We start from the raw sequence: 15,209 nt of genomic DNA, 5'->3' as shown, positions 1-15,209 counted from the left end.
CATGGTCATTTTCTCCTATAAGTTTGCTTGCAACCGACCGCTGTAACCTTCGTTCCTAAGCTGAAGCAGCACCAAACGCGTCGAGGTGCCTACCTCACTTACAGCAGACGACTTCCCCGTGGAGGTCGCAACTGCCGAGACAGAGGAGCTCGCCGACAACTCGCAGACTCAACGAGCATGCGCACCAAGAAGAGCACCATCGCTGGCCTTAGCGGACCTTCGAGGCGATCCCCACTCGCGTTGCCCCCTTGAGCGCTCTGTGCCGGCCCAGACAACACTGGCCAACTATTCTTGGGGAAGCATTTCGCGAACAATCGACATTTGAACACGGCTCTCCGGCGAAAGGCCCAGTCTCCATCGCGACCTTCCGGCGAGGACGTCGTTCCTTGAACTCGAAATCAAGTCCAGCGCCCGCGCCGCTCGCGGTACAGGGAATATGCCCGGTAACAACCACAAGGCCCCTGGCTATTGTTCGAACGCATTCCGCAAGCCGCGGCAGAATGTCTCGATTTGAGCAACCATAGCCAACGAGGCAGGCAGTGACGCGGATCGTATCGGATCGCTTGTGCCGCCCGCGCAAGCGCGAGTCCTGCGAAGATCCTATCGACGCGACATTCTCCGAGCTCTCCTTCTCGGCACACCACCGCTGCTCGAGGCTGTTTTCTTCACGTACCAAAGTCTTGCGCCCAGCGGGGAGTTTGGCCGGTGGCACGTCATCCTCGTTCAGCTAGGAACGATTCAACAAAGCGTGTGTTCGTCCTTAGATACAAGAAATAAAGTAAGAGGGTGAGAAGCGATGGCGCGATCAGTGGAGGAGTTGAAGCGTCAGTCTGAGCGCAACCGCGCAGAGCTGGCGGCTACCGTAGGGCGATTAAGGGAGCAGATATCGGACACCGCCGAGGACATCCGCCACAAGGTCTCGCCGCAGCACATTAAATCCGAAGTCTCCGAATACGTCAGCCACAAGACCCAGAGCTGGATTGAAGGGCTCAAACAGCAGATCATGGACAATCCCATGCGCGCAGTGGCCGCGGGCGCTGCAGTAGGAATTCCGCTGCTGCGATTGGCGCGAGGTGTCCCGCTGCCACTTCTGATGATCGGCGCCGGACTTGCCCTGACCTCGAAGACAGTACGTGATCGCGCTGCGGACGCGTCCGGTCCGGTAATGGATAGAGCGGGGGAAATGCTCGAGGAGTTGGCGGAGGGTGCCCGTGCCATGCAGGGCGACGCGACGGAAAAGCTATCCTCTGCTCGAAGCCGAGCCGCTGGCATGGCTGGAGACGCACAAGATCGGGCCGCCAGCCTTGCGGATGACCTGCGAACAGGCGCAACACAGGCTGCCAGTTTTGCAGGTGAAAAGCTCAAGAGTGGCATCGACGCAGCCAAGGATGCGGCGACGAACGCGCCTGACCAGGCCCGTCAGACCATCGGCGACAATGCTGCTCTGATCGGAGGCCTGGGCATCGCGATCGGTGCCATCATCGCTGCGGCTCTTCCCGAGACCAAGGTTGAAGGCAACGTGATGGGTCGGGCCAGCGATGGCGTGAAGCAGGCTGCGGCCGCTGCGGCCCAATCCGGATTTGAGGCAGCGAAAGAGACGACCACGTCGGCAGCCGACGCGGCGGCGCAGAAGGTCGCCGAGGCCGATCTCGGCACCCACGCTAGTCGTATGACGCAGGATGTGGCGGGCATTCTGAAAGAGGCTGCGGACGACGTCGTCAAAGCCGCCTTTAGCCCCTCCCAAAACACCAACACCTGAAGGAAACCATCATGAACGATGTGGACCCGAACAATATTACGCAGTTCGCGCCGAACCGAGACAAGGGACCCTCGAAGGATCTGAAGGAACAGATCGGTGAAGCCGGCGCAGAGATGAAGCAGCGCGCTGGCGATGCCTTTCACGCAACGGCCGATCTCGCGCGGGACAAGTTCAGTGAAGCGGCGGATGCGGCCAAAGGGGTGACGGAAGGGACTGTGGACCAAATCCAGAGCCAGGCCCGCGAGCAGCAGCGGTCGGGCGCGGATTTCGTTGAGCGCCTCGCAGGCAACATGCGTGAAGCCGGCCGAGCATTCGAGAGCGACGTACCGTTCGCTGCACGCGGCATCGGTTCTGCTGCGGACTATGTCGAAGAAGCCGCCCAGAAGATCCGCGATGGCAGCTTCCGGGATCTCGTAGAAGGCGCAACTGATTTCGCCAAGCGTCAGCCCGCGGCCTTTCTCGGAATATCAGTGCTGGCAGGCTTCGCAGCGGTCCGCTTCCTAAAAGCATCCGGCGAGCAATCGTCATCATCAAAGCGGAGTGGCACAATGAACAAATCGTCGTCGGAAGACGCTCATAAGTCCCGTGACGCCCCGTTCTCGGCGAGAGACGAAACTTGGCCTCAAGGTTCCGCGCGGCCCGGTTCGAGTTCGCAACAGACGTCATCCTCACAGGGCAACACCGTACCATGAGCATCGAGCACGATATCAAAACCAGCCAGGGCGAGTTTCGGGCCATCTCGACGCTGCTGGGCGATACCATGTCGCAGTTTGCCAAGCTCTTCCAGAACGAAATGGACCTGGCCAAGGCCGAAGTTGGCGACAAGCTTCAGAAACTTGGTGGCGCGCTAGGTTTGATTGCAGGTGGTGCCGTTCTGGTGATTCCGGCGATCGTCATGGCACTGTTTGCCCTATCCGCGGCGTTGATCTCGGCAGGATGGTCGCAACCGGTGTCGTATCTAACATCGGCGTTCATAGCGGCGGTAATTGCGGCCTTGCTCTTTGCAGTCGGCATCAACCGGCTTGATGTGCGCAATCTGGCACCTCGAGAAACGATCGGGCAGCTTGAAAAGGATAAGGACACTATGAAAGGAATGGTGCGATGAGCAACACGAAGAGCAGTTTTATTGACAATTTGGTGACGGCGGCCCGGGAAAACCCTCTTGCCGCTGCGCTAATCGGAGGTGGAGCGCTTTGGCTATTGGCTGGCGACCAGAAGCTGAAGACCGCGACCCGCTCTGTTGTGGATGCAGTTTCGCCCGTGGCCGATGCTGGGACGAGTCCTCTCAGGTCGGCAGCGTCGGCTGTTAAGCAGACTACGGCGCCACCCACGGCACCTGAGATGGGCGACGAGGGATCGCTGGGCATCGGTGAAACTTTGCGAGGCGCCACCGCTGCCCCTTACGATGCAGTCTCAGAAGCTGTCGACAACGTTCAGGATCGGTTCGACGAGGGAGTCACCTTCTTCCAAGACAAACTTGGCACTGCGCTTCCAGGTAAAGAAGCGCTCACCAGTACGCAATCGTCACTAACTGAGTTGCTTGAAAGACGACCCTTGGTGCTTGGGATTGTGGGCTTGGCGATCGGTGCAGCAGTCGCAGGCACGTTTCGCGCTTCCGAAATCGAGAACGAATATATCGGCAAAGTTGCCGACGATGTGAAGGCCGACGTTAATCGTCGCGCCGGCGCGGTATCGCAGGCCTGGCGCGAAGCCTCAGATACAGTGATCGCAGAAGTCGGCGACAAAGGTGCCGAAGCCCTGGATAAGGTGAGGCAGGCCGGCATTGATGCCGCCGAGGCAGCCACCGCCAAAGTGAGGTCTCCCCAATCGGGCTAATGGAGCAGTCGGCGCGGACCACGTGGTCCCCCGGGGATGAAGCCAATAACGATGCTCCAAAGAGCTCATCCTCCATCCCTTTCAAGAGCGACCGGGGGCAGTCGAAACTATAGGCCGGGCAAGCGTCCCTCCGGCGTATACTTGTCGACTGCTGAGGCGAGCTCCCGGGATAGCCTTGCGAGAATCTCCTCTCGAGAAAGCCCGGTCTCCAGTTCGAGCTTTTCCAACACGTCTGGGCCGATTGCTTCGTTCAGTTGCGGAGGCGAAATGTCCTTATTGGGCCCTGTGCCGATCCAGGACTGAGCTACATCACCGCGACCATTTTGATTGAATTTCTCCAGCAGCTCGCTGATCCCTCCTTGAAGCAATCCGCCGACGCCGGCCCCGCTGAGCATGCCCGTAAGATTGCTGAGCAGCCCGCCAAGCGGCTGTTGAGAACTAGGGGGTTCTAGCGACCCCGCTCCCGGGCCCTTTAGCAACTCCGCCAGCTTGTCTCTATTCTGATATCCGGCAATGGCGAGCAGTCCCAAAAGCGCAGTCATGGACGGCATTCCGCGGGTCATCTTGCAGCTCCATGATAAGGATTCAACAGTCGAACTCTGACGCATCGGTTCTGTTCCTAGGCACGCGTACGCAGCCCGCCGCGCCGGATCTTGAAGTCACACCGGGCGTTGCCCGGCCGAATTCACTTTTGCTCCGCCAGCGTCCTCCGCGAAAGCGGCCGGGAAAAAGAATGGCCAGAGCAAGAGCACGAAAGATACTCATCGCGCGATTCCCAACGACCGCAGCCTCTGATTAATACGTTCCCTATCCCACGCTCCAAGAGGAGGTAGGATTTCGAGAGGAAGGCTTGCCGTGCAGAACTCTGGGAACCTCCGCTCCGGGCTTGGCTCTTGAGACAAACAGCGAGAGCGAAAATGGGAAACAGTGGCGTCGGAATGCTACTCGGCGATACCTCGGTGACGGCTCTCTGGATGATGTTTATCGGCGCCTTCATCCTGGGTGGCACATTTCTCTATGGCGTCATGAAGGCCGGAAGGTTGCGCCGCAGCGAGCGTGTGCAGCTCGACCGAAGCACAGAGACGGCGCAGCGTCGGGACGCCCCGGAGAAAAGAGCTGTTCGTTAGCAATCGGCGCTTCGGCAAATCGGCAAGGACGGCGTCTCGCATTTCGAGTTGCTACAGAACGCGCTGCGTGACGGGGCCACGCTCCTTTACTGCGCGTTCGACCTGATGTTCGCGGACGCCGAGGACGACGGAAGCTGCCGCTACTTGAACGCAAGAAGCGGCTCAAGGCCGTCCTTTCGCGTTACAAGTTGATCGTATTCAGCAAGCATCGCAAAGGCAGCGGAAAGAAATTCTTCGCCGAGGCGGAGCGCACGGGCCTCGAAGGCATTATGGCCAAGCGCGCCGACGAACGGCGCGAGCTTGAAACCTTCGTTCTCGGCTTTCGCGATTAGGTCCTTGAGCCATGACGCCCCTCAAAAACGCAACCGCAGCGCCGTCAACACCGGTTGCGGTGGGCAGTTCCTAGCTCGGCTTGACCGGGTGTAGCGTGCGCGGATGGCGGTCGTGCAGGAGACGGGCAAGCTCTTTGTGGTCGTCCTCCCGGCCCTTCAACGCCGTCTCGAACAGTGCTTCCTGGATGTCGCGCGGTATGTCGCCCCACACGTCCAGGGCCGCCCGCCCGAGCAGCGCGGCGAAGGTCTCGGACTAATCGCTCATCGGTTTTCTCCCATGTTCACAAAGGAACCGCCAAGGACCGAGGAGCGTTGCATTGCCATCATTGCGAGAGGAGAGATCGAATTATGGGTATCTTCACCAAGGACATCAAAACCATGGAAGACCTGCTGATTCACGGTCTGCAGGACATCTACTACGCCGAGCAGCAGATCCTTAAAGCGCTGCCGAAAATGATCGACAAGGCCACCAATCGCGATCTCGTCACCGGCCTGAAGAACCATCTGGAAGAGACCAACAAGCAGGTCGAGCGGCTCGAGAAGGCGTTCGCGAAGCTCAGCAAAGAGCCGAGCGGAACCAAGTGCCCCGCCATCGACGGCATCATCAAGGAGGCCGACGAGACCGCCGGCGAGATCGAGGACAAGGCCGTGCTCGACGCCGCTATCGTTGCGAACGCGCAGGCCGTCGAGCACTACGAAATTTGCCGCTACGGGACGCTGATCGCCTGGGCCGAGGAGCTTGGCCACGATGATATCGTGCGCTTCCTCACTACCAATCTGAACGAAGAGAAGGCGGCCAATACCAAGCTCAACACGGTGGCGCTGCGCAAGGGCGTCAACGCCAAGGCTTCGAGCGCGGCCTAATTGAGTTTCAAGGCGGTTTCAGCGGCCCCGCGACATCGCGGGGCCGCTGTCTCGTTGAGCCAATCGGGTAAGGCGGACCTGCCGGCGCACGAACCAGGCGGCGACAGCCACAGTCAGCCAAGCCAGCGAAGCGCCGATGAACGCGCCTGCAACGCTCCGCTCGACGAGGAGCCAGAACACAGCGGCGAAGGCGAGCATACCGAGAGCGCCCAGCGCGGCACCGGCGGCATCGAGCGCGGCAGCCTCCCGCCCTCGCCGCCTCCCCTCGAGACCAGCCTTCCGTTTGCGACGGAGTTCGTGCTTCTCTATCAAGGTCGCGCTGGCGCAGAAGATAGCCGGGAGCGCGAGAAAGAGACCTCCGATCGAGGCTCCGTAGCGACTACTGATCAATCCCGTGAACACGGTGGCGGCGCCGCCCAGGCCGAAACGCACCAAGTATTCGTACCACCGCCCTTCCTGCAGCGACGAGAGCGAGACCTTGATCGGGAGCCTCACGCTTGCCCTCCCGCGATCGCCCATAGGCCGAAGGCTGCGCCCAACCAGACGACGATCGAGACGATCGTAGCCGGCAACGCCCGCATCCCGGCGCGCATGAGGAGCTGGCAGACCAGGATGCTGTAGACGACCAGCGCGTTCGCGCCGACCATCATGGAAAGGCTTTGGGCCCCGGCGTAGACGGCGCCGTGTTGATGGATCGCGATGCCCAGCGTCGCGAGCGCGACCGAAGGCGCCGCCCCGAAGAGGCCGGCGAAGCTCTTCGGCTTCAGCACGTCGCCCAGCATCGAGAACGCCGACACGACGGCACCGCCGACCAGGAAACGGATGACGTACTCGCTCATTTCGGCTTCTTCCAAAGCCTCTTGAGCGGCCCTGCGGCGCCGTAGGCTGGAGCCTTGCGCGGGAGCGGTACCTTCGGAATGGTCTTCAGCGCGCGAGGACGGTCCTCGACGGTCGTGCACTCGTCGTAGGTGCCTGTCGAGGGATAGGCGCCGACGACCAGGAAGTCCTTGTCCGCCCATAGGCATTGATGGCCGGTCCCGGCGGGCAGGACTAGGATGTCACTGGCCTTTAACGTGAAGATCCGTCCCTTGTTGCCGCCGAAGCGGACGCGCCCCTTGCCGCGCGCGATCCCGAGGACCTCGTGGATCCTCGAATGGTAGTGAACATAGTCGTAGATGCCGTCGCGCCAGCTATCCCCCCTTCCGTTGGCTTCGAACAGATCTTCGACCACCGCCGCAGGATCGTGCTGCTCGTCGAGGCTGACGGCGCTTCGGTAGAGCATCAGGGGCCAGCGCGGGTGGTTGGGCACAAGGCCGTCATCCCTAAAGCGGACCACGTGTGGCTTCCGCGGACGAGGCAGTTCTGAAGCCCAACGCTTACCCGGACGACGAAGACCGGTGGCGCGTTCGGCGTATTCCTTCAAGTGCTCAAGTAGCGGCATCATCTGTCTCCTCGATGGGATAGCCGGTCCAGAGGCGAAGCATTCGTTCGAGCGCCGCACCAAGGGCGAAGCCGGCGACGACGTCGCTCGCCCAGTGCGCCAACACGACGATGCGCGTCAGACAAAGGCCCACCGCCAGCGCGCGTATCGCCCAGCGGGGCCCCGCCGGCAGCGGCCCCGCGGCCGATGCCAGCGCTCCCATGTGCAGGGCGTGTCCCGACGGAAAGGCGTCTTCGCGCTTGCCGGAGAAGGAGATCCCCTGAACATGCCCCAACACCGTCTTCCGGTCCGGACGCGTCTGGTCGAAGACCGTCTTCAACAAGTGCGGAAACATCGAGGCCGTGGCGGCCACAAGCAGGGCATGATTGCCGGCGCGGCGCAGCGGCTCTCCTTGCGTTCGGGACAGGGCCCAACCCGCTGCCGCCAAGGCCATAAGGATTTTCTCGTCGGCGCCCCAGGTCAACCCGCGGGCGACCGTTTCCGCACGACGGTTAGTCTTGCGCGCCACCGTCCGCGCGATCCTCTCGTCGAACTTGGTCGGTTTCACGGTGAGAAGGGACATCGATCCTCTGATGTTCAATAGGGAATCCTATAACGCGCGGCAGTTCTCCAGGTGCCAAGCGTTCGCGCCGAGGAACGGCCGCTACTCGCCCCTCGTTGACGGACCATGTCCGGATCTCTCTCCACCTACGTCGGCAGCATTGCCGCTTTCCTTGCCTCGCTCTCCTACATTCCGCAGGTCCGGAAAGCCTGGCCGCGCAATTCCACGGACGATCTTTCGCTCGGCATGCTGAGGGCGCTGACGCTCGGGCTCGGCCTCTGGACCGTATACGGCCTGATCCGGGAAGATTGGGTCATCGTGCTGGCCAACGTTGGGCCGCAAGATACGGGATCTGTGCGCTTAAGGCCGACGTCGCAACACGTGCACGTTCGAGCCGTCCCTGTCCGCATCATTCAGGGTCGCGGAGATCACCTGAAGCAGTTCGTGCAGCGTGAACGGCTTCTGCAGTTCCGGCAATTTCAGGTCCGAGGAACTCAGGTCCCCGTAGGCCGAGGCGATCAGGATCGGGCAGGTCCGGCCGCTGCGCGCACTCTCTCCGCAAACTGCAGGCCGTTCATGCCGGGCATGAGGTAGTCGGTAACCACGATGTCCACCGCGGGCCTGGCCTCGAGCATATCGAGCGCGGCCTGGCCTGACGAAGATTCGATCCGGTTCGTGACCAGCGTCTTCCAAAGCCACCGTCGTTTATGCAGAACCAGCGGGTCGTCATCTACGACACGCACGATCAACGCTTTCGCCGTCGGGCTGACCTCGGCTTGCCGATCCATTCCCCCGTGAGGTCGCGATACCTGTCCACTGGTGTCGCGAGGTAACCAGATTTCGGCGGTCGTACCCTTGCCCTTGACGCTCTTCAAGGTAAGGCGGCCGCCGGACTGCGCCGCGACGCTATGCACCATCGGCAGTCCAGGCCCGTTCCGCGTCCGCCCCCCTTGGTGGTGTAGAACGGCTCGACGGCCCGGGCGAGGGTCTTGCTGTCCATGCCACTACTGGTGTCCGTCACGAAAATCCGGACATAGTCGCCGGCCGACAAGTCTTGCGCATTCGGATCCGCGAGGGCCCCGACGCGCAGCGCCTGCTGGCCTTCGCCCGCAAGCAGGATCTCGAGATCGTAGCGGTCGATGTCGTCGAGACGGTGCGCGGAATGGCAAGCCTCCTGCATCGGCGTCGTATACCGGGTCGATCACGACGTGGGCCCAGAACGACGACCCGTCCTTGCGCCGGCGCGGCCCCTCGCGCTCGAATTTGCCTTCGCGCAACGCGGTGGCGAGCGCCTCCATGGGCGCACCTGCGGCGGCGTCCTCTTGCGCGTAGAAACGGGAGAAATGCTGACCGACAATCTCGTGAGCCTGATACCCCTTGATGCGCTCCGCGCCGGCGTTCCAACTGACGATGTTGCCTTGGGTATCCAGCAGATAGATCGCGTAGTCGGTGACGCCCTGGACAAGGAGCCGGAACAGCTTCTGAGTATGCCACAGTTTCTCCTCGGCCTCTTTACGCTCCGACAGGTCGCGGGTGATCTTGCCGAAACCGATCAACTTGCCGGTCGGATCCCGAATCGGGTCGACCACGACGTGCGCCCAGAACTGGCTGCCGTCCTTGCGGACTCGCCAGCCCTCGCTTTTGAACCAACCTTCTCGTTCCGCGGTTGCAAGGACTTTGGATGGCAGATCGGCTTGGCGGTCCTCCGGGGTGTAGAACCGGCTGAAGTGCTGACCAAGAACTTCCTCGGCGGCATAGCCTTTGAAGCGCTGCGCACGGGCGCTTGTTCAGCTCGAGATATGGCCCTTGGGATCGAGCATGTAGATCGCCTCATCGGCGATACCCTCGACGAGCAGGCGGAAGCGCTCCTCGCTCTCGGCCAAGGTTTCGGCGGAGCGCCGACGCTCGTTGAGGTCGCGGGTGATCTTCGCGTAACCGGGTGCCTTGAGCCACGAAGGGGGCAGCGTGACCGTCACCTGGGCGGCGGAAGCGGACCGGGTCCTGATCGAGTGGACCGAGAGCGGCGCTTGCGGGGTCGATGCTCCCGAGACCACGGGTTTCGGCACGAAGCTGGTCGAAATCACGATCGAGCGGATCGGCGGGGAGATCGAGCGCGACTGGCGACCCGAAGGTCTCAGCGTCCGGATTTCGCTGCCGCTGAAATCGCTGCGAAGCTGACGAGCCTTGCGAGCAGGAACTCAACCTCCGCGGTGAGATTGAAGTCGCGGAGGATGTGATGGCGGAACCCGCAAAGATTGTATCCCGACGCCCGGATGGCACCGGATGGAGCCTGGCGGCAGCCCTAGGTCTTATGGCGATAGCCTTTCTGTGGGATCGCATCGCACCGCCCGACCGGGTTGCCAAGCCGGAAAAGGGCGAAGCATTTCCCGAAACCGCGGAAGCCGACAGACACGCCTCGCCCGCCGAAATTGCGACCGAAGACGGAAACCGGGGACGCCAAGCGAGTTCGCCCGCAGAGATCCCGGCCCGAGGATGGAAGGATATCCTCTGGCGGGTCTATGGCAATATCGGCGATCACCGCGTCCTCGCGCTCGCCGCCGGCATGACCTACTACAGCCTTCTCGCTATTTTTCCTGCCATCGCGGCGCTCGTCGCCATCTACGGTCTGTTCTCCGATCCTGGCAGCATCGCCAAGCACCTCGACGACGTTTCGGGCTTTATTCCGGGGGGCGCCGTCGAAGTGGCGCGAGAGCAATTGACGCGTGTCGCAACGAAGGGCGACCGAACCCTGGGCTTCACTTTCGCGATCGGGCTTGCGATCTCGCTCTGGAGCGCGAACGCCGCCATGAAGTCGTTGTTCGATACGCTGAACATCGTCTACGGCGAGCAAGAGAAACGCGGTTTCTTCACGCTGAATGCGATGTCGCTGGGATTCACCATCGGCGCAATCGCCTTCGTCGTGGCGGCGCTTGGCGCCGTCGTCGTCATCCCCGTGGTCCTGCAGTACGTCGGAATGTCAAACGCGACGGACCTGCTTGTCCGGATCGGGCGCTGGCCTGCACTCTTCGTCGGTCTGGCCTTTGCCCTGGCTTGCATTTACCGGTTCGGCCCCAGCCGCCAGGCGCCGCGGTGGACATGGATCACTTGGGGCAGTGCGGCTGCGGCCCTGCTTTGGGTTGCGGCATCCGGCCTGTTTTCTTTCTACGCCGCGAACTTCGGCACCTTTAATGCCACCTATGGGTCCTTGGGCGCGGTCATCGGCTTCATGACGTGGCTCTGGATCTCGGCGATCGTGATCCTACTCGGAGCCGAGCTCAACGCGGAGATGGAGCACCAGACGGCGCGCGACACCACGACGGGACATCCTAAGCCGCTCGGCACCAGAGGCGCCAAGATGGCGGACACGGTGGGGGCCCCCCGATCGTGAGGGACACCATCGAGGGCGCGGTCGTGGCAGTGGCCGCCGACGGCGAACACCGCTTCAGCAAGCCGGTGCAGGACGGCATTACGCTGGTGAAAGGGCACGGCGTCGACGGCGACGCCCACGCCGGCGAATATGTGCGGCACAGGTACGCTGCTCGGCGACACCCTCGTCTGCCCAACCTACGTCAAGTCCACCTCATTCCAAGCGAGCTCTTCGCGACTGTCCGTGAGGCGGGCTACGACATAGGGCCCGGACAACTCGGCGAGAACATCACCACGGCCGGCCTGGACCTTGAAAAGATGCCGCTCGGCACGCGCATCGAACTCGGGCCTACGGCGGTCGTCGAGCTGACCGGGCTGCGGACGCCCTGCGTGCTCATCGAACGCTTCAGGACCGGCCTAAAAAGGCAGGTCGTGTCGTCGGCAAAAACGGACCCTGCATTCAGATGCGGCGTCTTGGGCGTGGTGCGAGCTGGCGGACAGGTGGCAGCCGGCGATCTTGCGCGCGCCATCCTGCCCGACGGATGTCAGAAGCGTCTTCCTTCGCTGTAGCCCGTTGGCAGGCCCGGAGGAACCAAAGCCTCTACACCTCCGTTGGAGCTGACTTTTGAGGAAAGGGCCATGACGAAAGGTGACGACCTCCGCTACGGCGCTCCCCGGAATGCGGTTCATCTTTGCGTCGACATGCAGCGGATGTTCGCGGGAGGCACGGATTGGACGATGCCGTGGTTGCCGCTCGTCCTGCCGAACGTCGTCGCAATCACCTCCGCCCATCCCGAGCGGACAATCTTCACGCGGTTCATTCCGGCGCAAAGCCCAGGCCAGGGCGCCGGCATGTGGCGGCGCTACTACGAACGCTGGAGTTCGATGACCATCGATAAGCTCGGGCCAGAAATGGTGGACCTGGTACCGGAACTCGCCCGCTTCGTGCCGCCCGCGCGCACCTTTCGACAAGCACGTCTATTCGCCTTGGACCGGGAGCGCGCTTCACGCGCAGCTTCGCGAAGCCGACGTCGAAACGGTCGTCATCACAGGCGGCGAAACCGACGTCTGCGTGCTCGCGACCGTATTGGGCGCGGTCGACTGGGGCTTCCGCGTGATCCTCATCGCCGATGCGCTCTGCAGCTCGGCAGACGAAACGCATGATTCCATGATGAACATCTACATGAACCGGTTCGGCCAGCAGGTGGAATGCGTCACGACCGAAACGCTTCTCGCCAGTTGGCCGGCCAACGGCCGGGCCAGGCCCCTCTTATGAATCATTCCTATGTCGTACAGATCCTCGTTCCGACGCAGACCGGCAAGGGCGAGCCGGTTTCCACGGAATGGTTCGACAACTTCCTGCAGGAGCTCACCGACAGGTTCGGCGGGGCGACGAGTTTCGTCCGCGCACCTGGACAAGGCCTGTGGCGAAGCGACGGTACGACCGAGCGGGACACGATCGCGGTTCTAGAAGTGATGGCCGCGAAGCTCGCCCCCAGAACCCGCCGCCACCACCGGCTGCGACGACCGGCGCACCGTCCAAGTCCTGAGCAAGACGTCTTGCCATTAGAAGCGAGGACGGTGTCGGTTAATATGGTTACGGTTGGCGCATCTCGACCAACAGGCAGCCGCCCCATCGGATTGGGGCGGCAAGGGCCGAGCTATGCAAGCTATCAAACCCGATCCGGCCGCGAAACCGAGATCGTCGCTAACAGCCCTATTGGAGGCGAACTTCAAGGGTTGTCAGCAGCGAGCCCGTAGTCGTGCTGAGAGCCACCAATTGCGATAGCATCGAGAAGACCTGCTTCATCGTTTCGCCTGCATTCGACGGGACACAGAAAAAGTCAGCATTTAAGGACGTGCTGGCAAACAGCCAACTCCAGGTCCCCGCGAGATAGCCAAAATCTGAAGATTCCACGGCTCATTCGAATTCAAACCTCGATCCGGCCAGCAGAGCCGCGTCGGGGTTGCAGGATACGAGCGAAGCATGTGACCAAAGTAAGAGAACGCAGAGAACGTCGACCTAATCTTCAGAGTGAACGTCAGCTCCGGCCGGTCGACGCCGGCGGCCTGGCTTTCGTAGACGAGTTTCGCGTTCTCAGCACCACGAAGCTTTCTAATCAGAGCGGCGCCAAGTGCGCCGAAGTCCGCGCTGTCATGCCGCTGACGATGCCCTTGCGATCAATGACGATGATCGACTGATCGCGCTTGCAAAGCTCGTAGGCGGTCGAGATTCCTGCGATCCCGGAGCCGACAACGGCCACATCGCAATGCACACCGCCTTTCAGCGCGCCCGCCGCCGGCAGTATCTCGGTCGCCATCCATAGCGAAGTGCTCACCATACTGAAGCAAAACACCCGCTCGGTGCCGCAGTTCCTCCTGCGGCTGGAAGCCGCCTCCGCGCCCTTCGCAGACGGACGGTCAGTGCGGCGCCCCACCCCATGCGGCCGGCTGCCGCAAAGTGCGAGGAACAAAGCCCAATGCGCGCCGTTCCATCGCTTTGAGATCAAGGAGTGACGTCATGGGACTATTCACAAAAGACATCAAGACGATGGATGATCTGCTGCTGCACGGCTTGCAGGACATCTATTATGCCGAGCAGCAGATCCTCAAGGCGTTGCCGAAAATGATCGACAAGGCCACCAACCGGGATCTGATCACGGGCTTCAAGGGCCATCTCGAAGAGACGAACAAGCAGGTCGAGCGTCTCGAGAAGGCCTTTGAGAAACTGGGCAAGTCGCCGGGCGGCACGCAATGTCCCGCCATTGACGGCCTCATCAAGGAAGCGGATGAGACGGCCGGCGAGATCGAAGACACGGGGGGACTCGATGCGGCGATCGTCGCTAACGCGCAGGCGGTCGAACATTACGAGATATGCCGCTACGGCACGCTGATCGCGTGGGCGGAAGAGCTCGGCCATGACGATATCGTGCGCTTCCTGACCACGAACCTGAACGAGGAGAAGGCGGCCAACACCAAGCTCAACACAGTCGCGCTGCGCAAGGGCGTTAACAAGAAGGCCTCAACCGCCGCTTGATCGCCGCCCCCGGGTCTGGCGCCTGATTTCGACAGGCCCGTACCCATTTGTCGATGCCGAGATCGACTGTCGCCATGACCAATGTGACAAAACTGCCGAGCTGGATCGACGACGACAACATCTTCGCCGTTGTCGAGACGCCGCGGGGAAGCTCGTGCAAGCTCGATTTCGATCCCAAGCACGGTGTTTTTACCCTGGCAAAGCCGCTGATGGCGGGTCTGACCTATCCTTACGATTGGGGCTTCATTCCCTCGACCAAGGCCGAGGACGGCGATCCGCTGGATGTGCTAATCCTGCATGACGCGCAGACCTATCCGGGCGTCGTGCTGCGCTGTCGTCCGGTCGGCATTCTCGAAGTCGAACAAAGGAGCAAGGGCAAGAAGGAACAAAACGACCGGGTTTTTGCGGTACCAGACCGGTCACCGCTCGAAACGGATCTCAAGGATATCCGTAATCTCCCCTCCCATGCGCGCGACGACCTTGAGCAGTTCTTTCGGGCGACGAATGCGCTGGAAAACAAGGAACTGAAATTTCTCGGGTGGCACGGTCCGAACCGTGCGGCGAAGACCATCAAGCGTCTGGCCCGCTAGTCGGCCCGGTCTTACTGCACACGGCATCCCTACCCAAGGCGAGAGAACGCTAGGGGAAGTCCTCGATCCCTGTTCGATCAAAACGCTGGAAACTACGCAGGAAAGCGAATTGACCGGCCGTTAATCGTCGATGCTGCAGCTCGCAAGGGTGCTGGCAACTGGCGCCACCGCGCGGCGAAGCGGCGCTAGCGATCAAGGCCGCGACTTCCTCGCGACGCCGCATTTCGCCACGACACGATAAAAGAAAGAACCCCCGTAACAGAGCGGGGGGCCGAGTGGATAGGTCATAGGTATGATGCCAACCACTCTATTTGAG

At 61.7% G+C, this 15,209-nt stretch carries 21 protein-coding genes and 3 pseudogenes; 15 read left to right on the top strand and 9 right to left on the bottom strand.

Going from position 1 to position 15,209, the window contains the following annotated elements:
* The first annotated feature begins 796 nt into the window (after positions 1-796).
* Genes AB7535_RS40035 through AB7535_RS40020 form a run of 4 tightly spaced genes read left to right on the top strand, consistent with a single transcriptional unit; the run spans position 797 to position 3,595 of the window.
* A complete protein-coding gene (locus AB7535_RS40035) occupies positions 797-1,759 on the top strand; it encodes a DUF3618 domain-containing protein (RefSeq protein WP_439037675.1) in 963 nt (320 codons plus the stop codon).
* 11 nt (positions 1,760-1,770) lie between these two features.
* Positions 1,771-2,451 carry a hypothetical protein gene (locus AB7535_RS40030; protein WP_439037674.1) on the top strand — a complete coding sequence of 227 codons (681 nt, stop codon included), beginning with the start codon at positions 1,771-1,773 and terminating at the stop codon, positions 2,449-2,451.
* Positions 2,448-2,864, top strand: coding sequence for a phage holin family protein (locus AB7535_RS40025; RefSeq protein ID WP_439037673.1), 417 nt, complete (start codon positions 2,448-2,450; stop codon positions 2,862-2,864). Before AB7535_RS40030 ends, AB7535_RS40025 begins: the two co-directional genes overlap by 4 nt.
* Positions 2,861-3,595: a hypothetical protein gene (locus AB7535_RS40020; RefSeq protein ID WP_439037672.1), complete on the top strand. Its 735-nt coding sequence runs from the start codon at positions 2,861-2,863 to the stop codon at positions 3,593-3,595. The genes AB7535_RS40025 and AB7535_RS40020 overlap by 4 nt, the downstream gene beginning before the upstream one ends.
* A 107-nt stretch (positions 3,596-3,702) precedes the next feature.
* Here AB7535_RS40020 and AB7535_RS40015 read toward each other — a convergent pair whose 3' ends face one another.
* On the bottom strand, positions 3,703-4,158 hold the full coding sequence (locus AB7535_RS40015) for a YidB family protein (RefSeq protein WP_439037671.1): 456 nt from the start codon (positions 4,156-4,158) through the stop codon (positions 3,703-3,705).
* 354 nt (positions 4,159-4,512) lie between these two features.
* On the opposite strand from AB7535_RS40015, the gene AB7535_RS40010 reads away from it, so the two are divergent.
* Complete coding sequence (locus tag AB7535_RS40010) at positions 4,513-4,722, top strand: hypothetical protein (protein WP_439037670.1); 210 nt, start codon at positions 4,513-4,515, stop codon at positions 4,720-4,722.
* Positions 4,723-4,740: 18 nt separating this feature from the next.
* Positions 4,741-5,009: pseudogene (locus AB7535_RS40005) on the top strand (ATP-dependent DNA ligase); the annotation flags it as partial.
* A 115-nt stretch (positions 5,010-5,124) separates the two neighbouring features.
* Here the strand turns inward: AB7535_RS40005 and AB7535_RS40000 are convergent.
* A complete protein-coding gene (locus AB7535_RS40000) occupies positions 5,125-5,265 on the bottom strand; it encodes a hypothetical protein (RefSeq protein WP_439034283.1) in 141 nt (46 codons plus the stop codon).
* A 137-nt stretch (positions 5,266-5,402) separates the two neighbouring features.
* On the opposite strand from AB7535_RS40000, the gene AB7535_RS39995 reads away from it, so the two are divergent.
* Positions 5,403-5,918, top strand: a complete 516-nt coding sequence (locus tag AB7535_RS39995) for a YciE/YciF ferroxidase family protein (protein ID WP_439037669.1) — start codon at positions 5,403-5,405, stop codon at positions 5,916-5,918.
* 18 nt (positions 5,919-5,936) lie between these two features.
* On the opposite strand, the gene AB7535_RS39990 is transcribed toward AB7535_RS39995, so the two are convergent.
* The 4 genes from AB7535_RS39990 to AB7535_RS39975 are packed head-to-tail and all read right to left on the bottom strand — an operon-like array spanning position 5,937 to position 7,921.
* A complete protein-coding gene (locus tag AB7535_RS39990) occupies positions 5,937-6,413 on the bottom strand; it encodes a DUF3147 family protein (RefSeq protein ID WP_439034281.1) in 477 nt (158 codons plus the stop codon).
* Positions 6,410-6,757, bottom strand: a complete 348-nt coding sequence (locus tag AB7535_RS39985; RefSeq protein WP_439037668.1) for a DUF3147 family protein — start codon at positions 6,755-6,757, stop codon at positions 6,410-6,412. Before AB7535_RS39985 ends, AB7535_RS39990 begins: the two co-directional genes overlap by 4 nt.
* Complete coding sequence (locus tag AB7535_RS39980; protein WP_439037667.1) at positions 6,754-7,359, bottom strand: cupin; 606 nt, start codon at positions 7,357-7,359, stop codon at positions 6,754-6,756. The genes AB7535_RS39985 and AB7535_RS39980 overlap by 4 nt, the downstream gene beginning before the upstream one ends.
* Positions 7,346-7,921, bottom strand: coding sequence for a phosphatase PAP2 family protein (locus AB7535_RS39975; protein ID WP_439037666.1), 576 nt, complete (start codon positions 7,919-7,921; stop codon positions 7,346-7,348). Before AB7535_RS39975 ends, AB7535_RS39980 begins: the two co-directional genes overlap by 14 nt.
* Before the next feature lie 105 nt (positions 7,922-8,026).
* Between AB7535_RS39975 and AB7535_RS39970 the strand changes: the two genes are divergently transcribed.
* Positions 8,027-8,494, top strand: a complete 468-nt coding sequence (locus AB7535_RS39970) for a SemiSWEET family sugar transporter (protein ID WP_439034278.1) — start codon at positions 8,027-8,029, stop codon at positions 8,492-8,494.
* Here AB7535_RS39970 and AB7535_RS39965 read toward each other — a convergent pair.
* The gene (locus AB7535_RS39965; RefSeq protein WP_439037665.1) at positions 8,419-8,817 is read right to left on the bottom strand and encodes a response regulator; all 399 of its coding nucleotides are present in this window, start codon (positions 8,815-8,817) and stop codon (positions 8,419-8,421) included. The genes AB7535_RS39970 and AB7535_RS39965 overlap by 76 nt on opposite strands.
* Positions 8,818-9,045: 228 nt before the next feature.
* Positions 9,046-9,825: pseudogene (locus AB7535_RS39960) on the bottom strand (PAS domain-containing protein); the annotation flags it as partial.
* A gap of 40 nt (positions 9,826-9,865) precedes the next feature.
* Here AB7535_RS39960 and AB7535_RS39955 point away from each other — a divergent pair.
* From AB7535_RS39955 to AB7535_RS39935, 5 genes and pseudogenes are all read left to right on the top strand, one after another.
* Positions 9,866-10,078, top strand: a complete 213-nt coding sequence (locus tag AB7535_RS39955; RefSeq protein WP_439034276.1) for a hypothetical protein — start codon at positions 9,866-9,868, stop codon at positions 10,076-10,078.
* Between the two features lie 58 nt (positions 10,079-10,136).
* Positions 10,137-11,288: a YihY/virulence factor BrkB family protein gene (locus AB7535_RS39950; protein WP_439037664.1), complete on the top strand. Its 1,152-nt coding sequence runs from the start codon at positions 10,137-10,139 to the stop codon at positions 11,286-11,288.
* On the top strand, positions 11,285-11,836 hold the full coding sequence (locus AB7535_RS39945; protein ID WP_439037663.1) for an MOSC domain-containing protein: 552 nt from the start codon (positions 11,285-11,287) through the stop codon (positions 11,834-11,836). The genes AB7535_RS39950 and AB7535_RS39945 overlap by 4 nt, the downstream gene beginning before the upstream one ends.
* Positions 11,837-11,905: 69 nt before the next feature.
* Positions 11,906-12,542 (top strand): annotated as a pseudogene (locus AB7535_RS39940) (cysteine hydrolase family protein).
* Positions 12,539-13,027 carry a hypothetical protein gene (locus AB7535_RS39935; protein ID WP_439037662.1) on the top strand — a complete coding sequence of 163 codons (489 nt, stop codon included), beginning with the start codon at positions 12,539-12,541 and terminating at the stop codon, positions 13,025-13,027. Before AB7535_RS39940 ends, AB7535_RS39935 begins: the two are co-directional and overlap by 4 nt.
* A gap of 359 nt (positions 13,028-13,386) precedes the next feature.
* Here the strand turns inward: AB7535_RS39935 and AB7535_RS39930 are convergent, their stop codons facing one another.
* Positions 13,387-13,740: an FAD-dependent oxidoreductase gene (locus tag AB7535_RS39930; RefSeq protein WP_439037661.1), complete on the bottom strand. Its 354-nt coding sequence runs from the start codon at positions 13,738-13,740 to the stop codon at positions 13,387-13,389.
* Between the two features lie 47 nt (positions 13,741-13,787).
* Here AB7535_RS39930 and AB7535_RS39925 point away from each other — a divergent pair, with 47 nt between their 5' ends.
* Both AB7535_RS39925 and AB7535_RS39920 read left to right on the top strand, forming a co-directional pair.
* Positions 13,788-14,303, top strand: coding sequence for a YciE/YciF ferroxidase family protein (locus AB7535_RS39925; protein ID WP_439037660.1), 516 nt, complete (start codon positions 13,788-13,790; stop codon positions 14,301-14,303).
* Positions 14,304-14,377: 74 nt separating this feature from the next.
* Positions 14,378-14,893, top strand: a complete 516-nt coding sequence (locus AB7535_RS39920; protein WP_439037659.1) for an inorganic diphosphatase — start codon at positions 14,378-14,380, stop codon at positions 14,891-14,893.
* Positions 14,894-15,209 lie beyond the last annotated feature (316 nt).

This window comes from Bradyrhizobium sp. 956_D2_N1_4 (assembly GCF_052076025.1).
GTDB lineage: Bacteria > Pseudomonadota > Alphaproteobacteria > Rhizobiales > Xanthobacteraceae > Bradyrhizobium > Bradyrhizobium barranii.
The sequence above is the reverse complement of the archived record's forward strand: the minus strand, read 5'-3'. Positions and strand labels throughout refer to the sequence as shown.

Bases quoted from the DNA above. Each gene is read 5' to 3' on its own strand.
- AB7535_RS40015 (WP_439037671.1), bottom strand. From the start codon at position 4,158: ATGACCCGCGGAATGCCGTCCATGACTGCGCTTTTGGGACTGCTCGCC.
- AB7535_RS39920 (WP_439037659.1), top strand. From the start codon at position 14,378: ATGACCAATGTGACAAAACTGCCGAGCTGGATCGACGACGACAACATC.
- AB7535_RS39980 (WP_439037667.1), bottom strand. From the start codon at position 7,359: ATGCCGCTACTTGAGCACTTGAAGGAATACGCCGAACGCGCCACCGGT.
- AB7535_RS39950 (WP_439037664.1), top strand. From the start codon at position 10,137: ATGGCGGAACCCGCAAAGATTGTATCCCGACGCCCGGATGGCACCGGA.
- AB7535_RS40010 (WP_439037670.1), top strand. From the start codon at position 4,513: ATGGGAAACAGTGGCGTCGGAATGCTACTCGGCGATACCTCGGTGACG.
- AB7535_RS39935 (WP_439037662.1), top strand. From the start codon at position 12,539: ATGAATCATTCCTATGTCGTACAGATCCTCGTTCCGACGCAGACCGGC.
- AB7535_RS40035 (WP_439037675.1), top strand. From the start codon at position 797: ATGGCGCGATCAGTGGAGGAGTTGAAGCGTCAGTCTGAGCGCAACCGC.
- AB7535_RS39995 (WP_439037669.1), top strand. From the start codon at position 5,403: ATGGGTATCTTCACCAAGGACATCAAAACCATGGAAGACCTGCTGATT.
- AB7535_RS39985 (WP_439037668.1), bottom strand. From the start codon at position 6,757: ATGAGCGAGTACGTCATCCGTTTCCTGGTCGGCGGTGCCGTCGTGTCG.
- AB7535_RS39970 (WP_439034278.1), top strand. From the start codon at position 8,027: ATGTCCGGATCTCTCTCCACCTACGTCGGCAGCATTGCCGCTTTCCTT.
- AB7535_RS40020 (WP_439037672.1), top strand. From the start codon at position 2,861: ATGAGCAACACGAAGAGCAGTTTTATTGACAATTTGGTGACGGCGGCC.
- AB7535_RS39965 (WP_439037665.1), bottom strand. From the start codon at position 8,817: ATGGTGCATAGCGTCGCGGCGCAGTCCGGCGGCCGCCTTACCTTGAAG.
- AB7535_RS40025 (WP_439037673.1), top strand. From the start codon at position 2,448: ATGAGCATCGAGCACGATATCAAAACCAGCCAGGGCGAGTTTCGGGCC.
- AB7535_RS39925 (WP_439037660.1), top strand. From the start codon at position 13,788: ATGGGACTATTCACAAAAGACATCAAGACGATGGATGATCTGCTGCTG.
- AB7535_RS39975 (WP_439037666.1), bottom strand. From the start codon at position 7,921: ATGTCCCTTCTCACCGTGAAACCGACCAAGTTCGACGAGAGGATCGCG.
- AB7535_RS40030 (WP_439037674.1), top strand. From the start codon at position 1,771: ATGAACGATGTGGACCCGAACAATATTACGCAGTTCGCGCCGAACCGA.